We start from the raw sequence: 11,934 nt of genomic DNA, 5'->3' as shown, positions 1-11,934 counted from the left end.
CCCGGGCAACTTCATCTACACCAATATATTCCAAGCCAGTTAGCTCTGCAGGATCAAGCGTAGGGAGAGTTTCAATAAGGTATGCCCTGTCGATATTCTTGACCGTTTCCCATCGTATATCCAAATGTCTGGAAACCGCTTGAATAGACATATGCCGACATAATCCACTGATCAGTCGGCAAAATCGGTGAGTGAAACGGCACCCTTTATCAACAAAATCACACCCCTCAATGCGGCGTTCGCCCTTGTTAATATAAACCTGCGCCAGCTCAATCTCGACCACACAAGGATACCCAAAAAGGGGGATGTCGTTTACTTGTCGGCGGACATGCTGGTTGATGCTTCCCTCATCCAGTTTAATTTCATTTACACGTTGCCCTTTGAGGCCTAAAATATGCTGCGAGATGTTGATTGTCATATACCTGCTCTATGTAAAGTTATCAGAAACCATACATATCAACAGGTTACTTGGAGGTCGGCATCTTTTTCTACTCAACAAAGCGGAGAAGAGCCAGTATTTGACCGTTTCCACGTCATGAAAAACTACAGCAAAGCTATCCATAATCAGCGTCGACTTGAGTTCAGAAAGGCCGATCCAAGTGGTAAAGAGTTGATGAAAGGGACACATTATCTGTTGCTCAAAAATGCGGATAAGTTGAGTGAAAAACAAAGTGACAAGCTGCAAAGGTTGCTGGAGAGCAATAGCAACCTGAATGCACTTTACGTCTTGAAAGAACAGCTTCAGCTGCTGTGGAGTGCCGCTTCATTTGAGGCGATGGCGGAGCAACTGGAACGTTGGTGCCTGATAGCAGATCAGTCACAGATGCTCTATCTAAAAAAGTTCGCGAAATCCCTACGGAAACATTGTGTGGGCATCTGCAACTACGCCAAACACAAGCTCACAAGCGCCAGGATAGAGGCTGGTAATGTCAGTATAGGAATGATCCGTAAGCGAGCCAGAGGCATCAAGGATACCGAATACTTCAAACTCAAAATTAGACAATCATCCATTCCAGATAATCAATCTATGCTCTATTTGAAATCCTAAATCTACTCAACAAAGCGGAGAAGTGCCGCCATCGTCATATAAGCAGCCTGACGACGCATCAAAGGAGGTTCATCAGATGTCGCCACGACAACAACTGAACGTGCAAGTCCTTCAGGCCCTAGGTCATCTTCCAGCCACTCCTGTACTTCCCGGCCACGCTCTCCAATAAGCCCGATGACATTAACATCAAGAGAAGTATATCTCGCCAGCATAGATAGAAGAACCGATTTACCGACACCTGAGCCTGCAAAAATCCCCATCCTTTGTCCCTGACAACAGGACAAAAATGTATTAATTGCTCGTACACCCAAATCAATTTTACTGCCAACCCTTTGTCTCCCATGGGCTGGAGGAGGCGATCGCCTTACCTTGTAGGGATCAGGACCCATCGGCAGGGGACCTTTGCCATCAATGGGCTCTCCCAAGGCGTTCACAACCCTTCCTAACCAAGCCTCTGATGGATGAATAGTGGGTTCACTTGAAGCGAGTAAAGCTTTACACCCCAATCCAATGCCATCAAGAGAACCAAATGGAAGCAAGAGTGCATGGCCTTGTCTAAATCCAATAACCTCACAAGGTACCCGCCGGTTATCTCTTGCAATCAGGATACAACGAGATCCAATAACCAAAAGACGGTCAAGACCAGAGAGTTCAACAAGCATGCCCAAAACACCGGACACTCTCCCGTAAATTTGATAATCAGAAAGTTCTGAAATTTCTCTCGCCAAACTTTTAAGAGGCATTCCCGAATTCTACCTATAATTAAAAATTAAAAAATTGTGATCACGAAGACTAAAAACTTAGAGCCTAAGAGGATCGTTTTGACTCATTGCGACACGATTATCCTGCAATCAACTTAATACCAGCTTAATCAGTGATTCTTTCTAAAAAATCAAAATTCAAAAAATAATTCGCGTTTTAATAAAATAAAACACAAATTTCGCCCAATTTTCCAAAGCAGAAAGGATTCTGGTAAGGTTTTGTTAATATTCCTTACCGAAAATGGTTAACAACATTCATATTCGTTTAACCAACATTAATGACCGGAAATTATTATGCGAGTCCTGTTAGTAGAAGATGATGCCCCTACAGCCCAAGGTATCGAAATGATGCTGAAGTCGGAAGGATATGTCTGCGACTCAACAGATATGGGTGAAGATGGTCTTGAGATTGGCAAAATCTACGATTACGACATTATTATTTTGGACCTAATGCTCCCAGACATGGATGGATACGAAGTTATTCGCCGTTTAAGAGCATCGAGAGTAGAAACTCCCATCTTGATCCTATCCGGTCTCAATGGCCTGGACGACAAAATCAAAGGTCTGGGCTTTGGCGCAGATGATTATTTGACCAAACCTTTTGACAAACGTGAACTCATCGCGCGAATTCAAGCTATAGTACGTCGTTCAAAAGGGCACGCAGCCTCTGTCATTAATACCGGCAAGCTCAAAGTTAATCTGGATACCCGTACTGTAGAAGTTGAAAACAAATTACTTCACCTAACGGGTAAAGAATACGGAATCCTGGAGCTTCTTTCCTTGAGAAAAGGAACAACTTTGACAAAAGAAATGTTCTTAAACCATCTCTATGGTGGCATGGATGAGCCTGAATTGAAGATTATTGACGTATTTGTATGCAAGTTACGTAAGAAACTTTCCAATGCAACAGGCGGTGAAAACTACATCGAAACCGTTTGGGGCAGAGGTTATGTTCTCAGAGATCCCGTAGAACAAAGCGTAGATACACCACATTTGGTTTCGGCCTAGGATAGGAAGTACCCCAGAGCGAATACATCTCTCAAATTTTACCAATATCGGATTTGTAAAATTTATAAAAAAAGCCCGGAACGATATTTCAGTTCCGGGCTTTTCTTTTATCGAAGGATTGGTCTTTTAAGCTGTAGCCCGGTTAACGGCCTCGCCATTGCGAACCAAGCCATAAATTCCGCGTTTACCTGGGATTAATTGGAAATCGTCAGAAATGCCAAGTACGGTTTCGGCCCCCCCAAGATATAAGAACCCATCATCAGGCATCTGCTTAGCAATATTTTTAAGCACTGCCGATTTTGTTGCCTGCTCAAAATAAATAAGAACATTCCGGCAAAAAACGATGTCAAACTTACCTAACAACGAAGGACTTTCGAGCAGGTTAAATGGCTTGAAGGTCACCATGTTTCGAATAGAGCTATCAATCTGCCAACGATCACCGGCTTGCTGGAAGTACTTCACAAGAAGATTAATTGGCAACCCTCTTTGTACTTCAAACTGCGTATAAACCCCTTCTTTGGCTTTATCCAGGATGTCATTGGACAAATCTGTCGCAATGATTTCTATCTTCCATCCAGCAAGCGCAGCTCCTGCTTCTTTTAAAAGCATCGCCAACGTATAAGGCTCTTGCCCACTTGAACAGGCTGCAGACCAGATTCTTATCGTCTTATTGGTTGCTCTCTTTTCGAGCATATGCGGCAATACAAGATCACGAAATTGGTCGAATGGTTTTTGATCACGGAAGAAGAACGATTCATTTGTCGTCATTGCTTCTGTAATATCACTAAGAATACGTTCGTCGTTCGTCGCTCTGACTTTTTGGACCAGCTCGTCAAAACCACTCAGGCCATATTTTCTAGCCACTGGGTTCAAACGACTTTCCAGCAAATATGCTTTGTCTTGGCTTAAAACTAGCCCGGAACGTTTCTTAAGAAACTGGGAAATATAATCGAAATCACTCACGTTCATGCCGCCGACCTCAAAACAAGTTGTCGTACATTAGAAGCTATTTCCTTAACTGGAATTACTGAAGAACAAAGACCAGCAGTTGCAACAGCACCAGGCATACCCCAGACGACACTTGTTTGTTCGTCCTGAGCGATGACTGAACCACCAGCGGCAGTCACAACTTCGGAACCTCGTAAACCATCGCTTCCCATACCTGTTAATATAAGGACGAGAAGACGAGAGCCGTAAATTTTGGACAGACTTCTCAACATCGGATCAACCGCTGGCCGGCAAAAATTCTCCGGGGGATCTTGGTTTAACCGAATAATTGTATCAGTCCCTTTTATTTCAAAAACCATATGGTAGCCGCCTGGCGCAAGGTAGATATGCCCACCTTTAAGAACTTCACCATCTTCACCTTCTTTACTTGGCATATCTGCAACACGGGAAATATGCTCTGCAAGTAATGCAGTAAAAGTCGCAGGCATATGTTGAGTAATAACAACAGGCTGCGAAATAACTCCTAAATTGCCAAGCACATCAAATAAAGCTTGTGGCCCCCCGGTAGAACTACCAATTGCCAAGAGGTCAGGCTTTTGAATCGCTTCTTTTCGTAAAGAAATCTGTTTATTTGGGTACAAGCTCGTCGGTGTTTCAGCTACGAGATTTGCTTTAGGTTTCCTTGGTGCAGCACTGTCGCTTGGAAGAGGTTCCTTTTTACCAACTCGCGCTACTTGTCCTAGAGCCTTCACCTTTTCAACCAACTCGAACTTAAAGTCACTCGCTTTGGTTAAGGCACCAGAGCTCGTTGGTTTTGGGATATAATCGGCTGCCCCCAATCGCATGGCTCGCAAACTAATTTCAGCGTTTTTCCGTGTTAAGGTTGATGCCATGATAATCTGGACACTGGGCTTGACCTCAAGCAATTTCGGAAGAGCAGTCAAACCATCCATTACTGGCATTTCGATATCCAGAACGATGACGTCAATTTCCCGGCTACCTAAACGCTTAACAGCGACCTCACCATTAGGCACGGACTCAACAACAGAAACGTTTGGATCGCTTTCAAGGATACGGGTAAGGAGCCCACGTATAACAGCAGAATCATCGACAACCATGACCCGATAGGCATTATCGGACTTAGTAACATTACCAGTAGTGGATGAATTCATGGACAAGGGCATTAAATAAGGCCCACCTGTATAAATTTTGATTCAATGATATCACTATCAAATGGCTTCATAATGTATTCATTAGCGCCAGCGGCAATGGCCTGTTGAATGTGTTGCATATCATTTTCTGTGGTGCAAAACACGACGATTGGCTGCTCCACGTCCGGTAACACCCGAAGATCTTTTAGAAACTCCAACCCATCTTTGACAGGCATGTTCCAATCCAGTAACACCGCGTCGGGCATAGATGCATTACACGCATCCAGGGCCTTTTGGCCATCTTCTGCTTCTTCAACCTGAAAATTCAATCCTTCGAGAATTTTTCGGGCGACCATTCGCACTACTTTGGAGTCATCAACAACCAAACAGGTCTTCATACTATTGCTCCAACTTGTTTTCCAATAATCAAATTTCTAATCTCAGTATGCCGGGAGAGGCAATTATGCTGCGTCAGCACTACGGCCATAATCCAAGAAGCGGTTCACATCCAGGATCACCAATAACTTTCCATCCAGTCGATAAATTCCCTGGGAATAATCCCTAAAACGCTGATCAAGGGTTGGAGGATTACGTTCGAAGGATGTCTCGTCTACATCAAGAACTTCCCCGACACTATCGACCATTAAACTATATAGATCATTGCCATTTTCAACAACGATACTCATACAATCCTTATCTTCTCGTGCAGGTAAGCCCAATCTTTTACGAACATCAATCGCCGTTACGATACGTCCTCGTAAATTCAACGATCCGGCAATTTCAGGCGGAGCCAAAGGAACTGGCGTAATTCGTTGCGGATTGATGATATCTTGAACTCTCAATACAGGTACGCCAAAGAGTTGGCCTGCAATAAAGAAAGTGACAAAATCTTCGTTTTCTTGGTAGCTATCACTCACAACATCATTCTTTCTATCTAATCATCTCAGGCTAATCATCTCAGGTTTTATCTCAGGCAGCACCCTTGAGTTCTGCGATGGTATCCTGAAGTGTCGTTAACAATGCGTCACGATCTGTCTTAGAAACATAATCCCTAAACCCTGCTGCACGGCCTCGGACCAAATCCGCAGGCGACGCAAAAGCAGAAAGCGCAACCATCGGCGTTTTGGACCAACGGTGATCTTCCTGCACAGCTTCAGCAAATTCAAACCCGTTCATACCAGGCATTTCAATGTCGGAAACAATGACATCAAATTTTTCCCCTTCCTCACAAAGAGATAGGGCTTCACTCGCTGATTCGACGGCTTTAACATCATAACCAGCGACAGAAAGCATTGGCATTAACAAGTTACGGAAGAAAGGACTGTCATCAACGAGCAAGATTTTTGAACGGTCACTTTCAAAGTTTTCTTTACCCGACTCAGATCCAAACCAGTCAGGATAAGCCTGAGTAAGGAAAAACCCTGCATCAACAACATCTGTCGCCTTTTCAGCAATAATAGCACTGCCGATATAACCCTGTTTTTCTGCGCTGAGCTCAACATTCATACGATCTTCGACAATATCAATGATTTCATCGACCACCAGTCCCATAGAACGTTCACGATCAGAGAAGACAAGAACAGGTTGCCGTCCTTCGCTCTCCAATTGCATTTCAGGTTGCATTGGTATCAGCGGCATGAGTTGACCACGATATTGAACAACATGCTGTCCACCAGAACTTTCAACTTTTGCAAGATCAATTTCTTCAAGTCGGGCAATCAATGCCAGTGGAACTGCTTTTGGCGCCCCCTCTCCAGAACGGAACACAAGCATTGCCACTTTCTCTTCACCCGCAGCGGCATGGCGATCTTCGTATCCACCCATGTCTGCATCTGCTACGGCAATTTCACCTGTTGCAGCGGCGATACCGTTTGGATCAAGAATCATGACCACGGCACCATCACCCAGGATTGTATTACCAGAAAACAACTGAATATCCCGCAGGATTGGAGCAACCGGCTTAACAACGATCTCTTCAGTATCAAATACCCGATCGACAATGATACCAAATGTATAAGTGCCCACTTGAGAAACAACTATGAAGTTGTCTTCTCGCATTTTAACGACGCCATCTTCATCCACTTCAACTTCAGCTTCAGCCTCGGCTTCTGGATCCGTCAGTTTCAAAAGGTCTCGCAGGGTTACAAGGGGGAGCAAACGGTTACGTAAACGAAGCACAGGTGTTTCGTTAATATGTTCGATTTTGTGCTCGGAATGTGCAGATGTGCGGACCAGTTCAACAACAGAAAGCTGCGGAATTGCAAATCTTTCTTTGCAGCACTCAACAATAAGAGCAGATACAATTGCCAGAGTCAGAGGGATTTTGATGGTGAAAATAGTCCCTTTACCCTCTGTAGAATTAAGTTCAACAGTACCGCCAATTTTCTCAATATTAGTACGGACCACATCCATACCAACACCACGCCCTGATACAGCCGTTACTTCAGCTGCGGTTGAGAACCCAGGTTTAAAGATAAATTGTTGAATTTGCTGATCATTCATACTTTCCATGTCGACTTCGGATGCCAAGCCATTTTCAACACACTTGGCTTTGATACGGTCCGTATTCAGCCCTTTACCATCATCTGAAATTTGAATAATGATGTGGCCGCCTTCATGATAAGCATTAAGAATGACCTGCCCAGTTTCAGGTTTGCCAGCCGCGATACGCTCATCGGGCATTTCAAGGCCATGATCTGCTGAATTTCTAACCATATGGGTTAGAGGATCCTTGATCAGCTCGAGCACTTGTCGATCAAGCTCTGTTTCAGCCCCCTTCATCACGAGGTCAATTTTTTTGTCTAATTCATGCGATAGATCACGAATGATACGCGGTAATTTGGCCCATGCGTTTCCGATCGGTTGCATACGGGTTTTCATCACCCCTTCTTGCAAATCCGAAACCACATGATTTAATCGTTGTAATGGAGTGGCAAAATCACTTTCCTTGTGGGCCCGCAAAATCTGTAGTGTCTGGTTCCGGGTCAAGACCAATTCAGAAACCATTGTCATTAGATTTTCAAGAACTTCCACACTCACCCGGATAGACTGATTGGCAAGCGACGAACCAGACTCTGCTGCCGGAGCAGGAGGCGCGGCTTTTTTCGCTTCTGCCTTTGGTGCTGGCGCGGGAGCTGGTTTAAGCTCAACAACCTCAGCAACGGGTTCAGGTGCTTCGACCGCAGCTTCTTCAGCCATTTGAGCAGCTAGCTCATCAGGGCCAAGAGCTTCACGGAATGCTTTTTCAAGCTCGTCTTCTTCATCGTCATCTGCATCATCAACGGAAATTTCTACAGGAGCTGGGGCTGGAGCATCAACCTCGGGAGCTGTAGATTGGTCCGCACCATCAGCGTGGGCATTCAAACGACTTATAAGATCGGAGTCATCACCTTCCGGCTCTTTTTCAGTCGCTTCTAACGTTTGTAGAATATCTCGAATTTGGTCTAAGCATTCCAAAATAAGCGAAACACCAATGGGTGTAACGGCCAGTTCTTTATCACGAAATTTATTCATGATGTTTTCGCCGGCATGAGCTACAGATTCGAGTCTTGGTAGCCCTAGGAACCCACAGGTTCCTTTAATGGTATGCATTAACCGGAATATATTACCCAGCAATTCACTGTCGTTTGGGTTCTGTTCGAGCTTAACAAGTTCCACATCGAGTGTCGTGAGGCCTTCTCCGGTCTCAGTTAGAAACTCGCTCAAAAGATCATCCATAACTGTGCTTCCATTCCATCTTGATCAACACTAGGGACGCAATTTTACTGCGAACCGCTATTCATTCATGCACAAGCTTGGCAAAGGAAGATTAATAACCTCTTACCCAATCGCCATCCTTTGTTAACTTTAAATGGAAAGTTACATAATTTAATGATTTTAAAGCCCTAGAGATATAATTTTAACACGCTTTATCCTTTACAAGCCCTAGCTTGAGAGATTAGCTCATGCTCCCAGTTGAGACTCGTTACCAATTAAAAGATCAGTGTGAATAAAGTTTGACGGATTCGATTAAAATGCCACAAAACCCAAATGTGGTTAACAACGATAACCCTGAAATTCGATCCAAGAGAAAAGCCGGCTCCTGGACCTGGATCGCCTTGGCTGTAGCTTCGGTTTTTGCATTTCCCATTCTTAATGTGGTCAGTGCTGCTTTTACCACTAAGAGCGATGTCTGGGATCACTTGGTCAGCACCGTTCTTGGAAGCTATCTCCTTAATACCTCGGTATTAGCTATAGGAGTTGGTATCCTTGTCGCGATTATAGGCACAACAACGGCATGGCTTGTTACCATGTGCCGTTTTCCTGGGCACCGTGTTTTCGAGTGGGCGTTAATACTCCCCCTCGCTGTCCCGGCTTACGTAATGGCTTATACATACACGGATTTCTTTCAAGTTAGTGGCCCTGTCCAAGCTTTAATCCGAGATATGTTCTCTGTTGAATATAGAGAATATTGGTTTCCAGAGGTGCGTTCTATAGGCGGTGCGATATTGATGTTGTCACTCGTACTATATCCTTATGTATATATGTTGGCTCGAGCTGCATTCTTGGAACAATCCGTTTGCGCGCTTGAAGTATCAAGAACACTCGGCTGCAGTCCCTGGGGAAGCTTCTTTCGAATTGCACTTCCATTGGCGCGGCCTGCGATCATAGCCGGCACCTCGCTTGCCTTAATGGAAACACTCGCTGATTTTGGTACGGTGTCCTTCTTTGGCGTTCAAACATTCACAACAGGGATCATGAATGCCTGGACGAATATGGGGGACCTTGCCGCTGCCCGACAATTATCCACTTATCTGCTCCTCTTCATTCTAACCGTTTTTGTTCTGGAAAAGGTCAGTCGAGGAAAATCTAAGTATCACCACGCGACAAATCGCTACCAAGAACTGCCTGGTTATCAACTAAAAGGCATAAAAAAAATAGTAGCTGTAACAGCTTGTGCATTACCTTTATTTCTTGGCTTTGTTCTTCCGGCTGTAATTCTGATCGACATGACGATAAGTCTGGGTGATGAACAGTTTGGACCCAAATTTTTCAAACTTGCGTTTAACAGCTTCACCTTAGCCGCAGTAACTGCTTTCACTGCTGTAATAATTGGTGTTTTCCTTGCCTATACCAATAGAATGCAGCCAAACATTATATCAAAATGGGCTACGCGTATCGCATCCATGGGCTATGCTGTACCTGGTACGGTTGTTGCCATTGGCACACTATTCCCCCTCGCAACATTAGATAATGCTTTTGATGCCTGGATGAGGGCCACATTTGACATCTCCACTGGCTTACTTCTTACCGGATCGATTGCGGCACTCATATTTGCCTATCTTGTCCGCTTCCTGGCTGTCTCTCTCAATACCGTTGAAAGTGGCCTTGGTAAGATACGCCCAAGCATGGAAGATGCCTCGCGAACTTTAGGCCGGGGCCCCCTCAAAACACTCTGGCACGTACATATTCCCATTATGAGCGGGAGCCTTATGACTGCAGGGCTTGTTGTCTTTGTCGATGTCATGAAAGAACTTCCAGCAACTCTTGTCATGCGCCCCTTCAACTTTGATACCCTCGCCGTACACGCTTACAATCTGGCCTCAGATGAACGCCTTTCCCAATCCTCCACAGCATCTCTAACTATCGTTCTTGTCGGAATTCTTCCCCTTATACTTCTGACAAAAGCAATCTCTAAGAGCCGAGCTGGTAGCCTATCAGGAAAAACAAACCTAAAGCTTTAGCAATGGGTTATTTCCATTAGGATTTGTATGGCAAACAGGTTTCTGTAGTTATAAAAAAACACCCCCGAGACCAGATTGTAGTCTCGGGGGTGTTTTTAGCCAAAAGAGCAATCAAGCATTACTCTCTATTATTTATACATCCGATATCGGATTATTAGTGCCAACCAACACGGTCAAAAATTTTCTGTGCTATAATTTGGTTTGCGCCATATACAGAAACATTCACTGTATCTACCTTGAAATCACCAAGAGACTTCACAGCAGAGTTAGGGGCAACCCCGTCAACAACTGGGAATTCGTTATTCCCGTCAGCAAAGTAACTCTGCGCCTGGTTGCTCGTAAGATATTCCAGGAACTTAACAGCTGCCTCTTTGTTAGGAGAAGACTTTACCACACCGGCACCGGAAATGTTTACGTGAGTACCACGATCGGTTTGGTTCGGGAAAACGTAGCCAAGTTTATCGGCGAGACCTTTATCCTGATCCTTTGGCTTAGTCTGTAGACGTACAAAGTAATAAGAATTTGCAACAGCAATTTCACACTCGCCAGAACCAATTCCACGCAATTGGTTTGTATCACCTTTTACAGGCTCGCGTGCGAAGTTGGCAACAACACCAGCTGCCCATTTTTCTGCAGCTTCTTCACCCTTTTCTTCCACCATAGAGGCCAAGAGAGACTGGTTGTAGATATTTGAGCTTTTACGGATACAAACTTTCCCTTTCCACTTTGGATCGGCGAGATCTTCATAGCTGGAAATTTCACCAGATTTGATTTTTGAGTTATCAAAGAAGATCATTCGTGCACGTGTGGATAGACCGTACCATTTACGGTTAGGGTGGCGGAGGTTTTCAGGAATGCGGGCATCTAACTCAGATGAAGAAACCTCTTGAAAGATTTCTTTTTGTTCTGCGCGCCACAAATTACCGGCATCCACAGTAATTAGAACATCAGCAGGGCTATTGGCGCCTTCACTTTTAATACGTTCAATAAGAGCTGCACCCTTACCTTCGATCAAGTTAACCTTAATCCCGGTTTCTTTGGTGAAGTTGTCATAAAGTGCATCATCAGTTTGATAATGGCGAGATGAATATACATTCACAACGTCTTCTGCATGAGCAACTGTACTACCGAAAGCAGCAGCTGTGAGCATAGCTGTTGTAGCTAACCAAGCAGCCTTCATATCGAGCGTCTCCTATTTGTGTCACTTTGGTGTGACATGAAAATTATCCTGGAATGTTTACCTTTTCGTAAAACGGAAAAGAATATTGCAAATCATTCGCAATCACACAATAGGG

The 11,934-nt window shown here is 44.4% G+C and carries 11 protein-coding genes and 1 pseudogene; 4 read left to right on the top strand and 8 right to left on the bottom strand.

Annotation, left to right across the window (positions count from 1 at the left end; all coding sequences use genetic code 11):
- A partial coding sequence (locus tag ACOGW3_RS02125) for a helix-turn-helix domain-containing protein (RefSeq protein WP_419901440.1) occupies positions 1-418 on the bottom strand: 418 nt, incomplete at its 3' end.
- Here ACOGW3_RS02125 and ACOGW3_RS02120 point away from each other — a divergent pair.
- Complete coding sequence (locus ACOGW3_RS02120; RefSeq protein WP_419901439.1) at positions 405-539, top strand: hypothetical protein; 135 nt, start codon at positions 405-407, stop codon at positions 537-539. The genes ACOGW3_RS02125 and ACOGW3_RS02120 overlap by 14 nt on opposite strands.
- Positions 536-1,048 carry a transposase gene (locus ACOGW3_RS02115; protein WP_419901438.1) on the top strand — a complete coding sequence of 171 codons (513 nt, stop codon included), beginning with the start codon at positions 536-538 and terminating at the stop codon, positions 1,046-1,048. Before ACOGW3_RS02120 ends, ACOGW3_RS02115 begins: the two co-directional genes overlap by 4 nt.
- Before the next feature lie 26 nt (positions 1,049-1,074).
- On the opposite strand, the pseudogene fliI reads toward ACOGW3_RS02115, so the two are convergent.
- Positions 1,075-1,791 (bottom strand): annotated as a pseudogene (gene fliI, locus ACOGW3_RS02110) (flagellum-specific ATP synthase FliI); the annotation flags it as partial.
- 312 nt (positions 1,792-2,103) lie between these two features.
- Between fliI and ctrA the strand changes: the two are divergent.
- Positions 2,104-2,817, top strand: a complete 714-nt coding sequence (ctrA, locus tag ACOGW3_RS02105) for a response regulator transcription factor CtrA (RefSeq protein WP_419901437.1) — start codon at positions 2,104-2,106, stop codon at positions 2,815-2,817.
- Between the two features lie 126 nt (positions 2,818-2,943).
- Here the strand turns inward: ctrA and ACOGW3_RS02100 are convergent, their stop codons facing one another.
- From ACOGW3_RS02100 to ACOGW3_RS02080, 5 genes are all read right to left on the bottom strand, one after another.
- Positions 2,944-3,786 carry a CheR family methyltransferase gene (locus tag ACOGW3_RS02100; RefSeq protein ID WP_419901436.1) on the bottom strand — a complete coding sequence of 281 codons (843 nt, stop codon included), beginning with the start codon at positions 3,784-3,786 and terminating at the stop codon, positions 2,944-2,946.
- Positions 3,783-4,937 carry a protein-glutamate methylesterase/protein-glutamine glutaminase gene (locus tag ACOGW3_RS02095; RefSeq protein WP_419901450.1) on the bottom strand — a complete coding sequence of 385 codons (1,155 nt, stop codon included), beginning with the start codon at positions 4,935-4,937 and terminating at the stop codon, positions 3,783-3,785. The genes ACOGW3_RS02100 and ACOGW3_RS02095 overlap by 4 nt, the downstream gene beginning before the upstream one ends.
- Before the next feature lie 11 nt (positions 4,938-4,948).
- A complete protein-coding gene (locus ACOGW3_RS02090) occupies positions 4,949-5,314 on the bottom strand; it encodes a response regulator (protein WP_419901435.1) in 366 nt (121 codons plus the stop codon).
- 63 nt (positions 5,315-5,377) lie between these two features.
- Positions 5,378-5,833 carry a chemotaxis protein CheW gene (locus ACOGW3_RS02085; protein WP_419901434.1) on the bottom strand — a complete coding sequence of 152 codons (456 nt, stop codon included), beginning with the start codon at positions 5,831-5,833 and terminating at the stop codon, positions 5,378-5,380.
- Between the two features lie 52 nt (positions 5,834-5,885).
- Positions 5,886-8,633: a chemotaxis protein CheW gene (locus tag ACOGW3_RS02080; RefSeq protein WP_419901433.1), complete on the bottom strand. Its 2,748-nt coding sequence runs from the start codon at positions 8,631-8,633 to the stop codon at positions 5,886-5,888.
- 296 nt (positions 8,634-8,929) lie between these two features.
- Here ACOGW3_RS02080 and ACOGW3_RS02075 point away from each other — a divergent pair, with 296 nt between their 5' ends.
- Positions 8,930-10,639 carry an ABC transporter permease gene (locus tag ACOGW3_RS02075; RefSeq protein WP_419901432.1) on the top strand — a complete coding sequence of 570 codons (1,710 nt, stop codon included), beginning with the start codon at positions 8,930-8,932 and terminating at the stop codon, positions 10,637-10,639.
- 154 nt (positions 10,640-10,793) lie between these two features.
- On the opposite strand, the gene ACOGW3_RS02070 is transcribed toward ACOGW3_RS02075, so the two are convergent.
- Positions 10,794-11,819, bottom strand: coding sequence for a Fe(3+) ABC transporter substrate-binding protein (locus tag ACOGW3_RS02070; protein WP_419901431.1), 1,026 nt, complete (start codon positions 11,817-11,819; stop codon positions 10,794-10,796).
- Positions 11,820-11,934 lie beyond the last annotated feature (115 nt).

The sequence above is a fragment of the Kiloniella sp. genome, assembly GCF_965205715.1.
Lineage (GTDB): Bacteria > Pseudomonadota > Alphaproteobacteria > Kiloniellales > Kiloniellaceae > Kiloniella.
The sequence above is the reverse complement of the archived record's forward strand: the minus strand, read 5'-3'. Positions and strand labels throughout refer to the sequence as shown.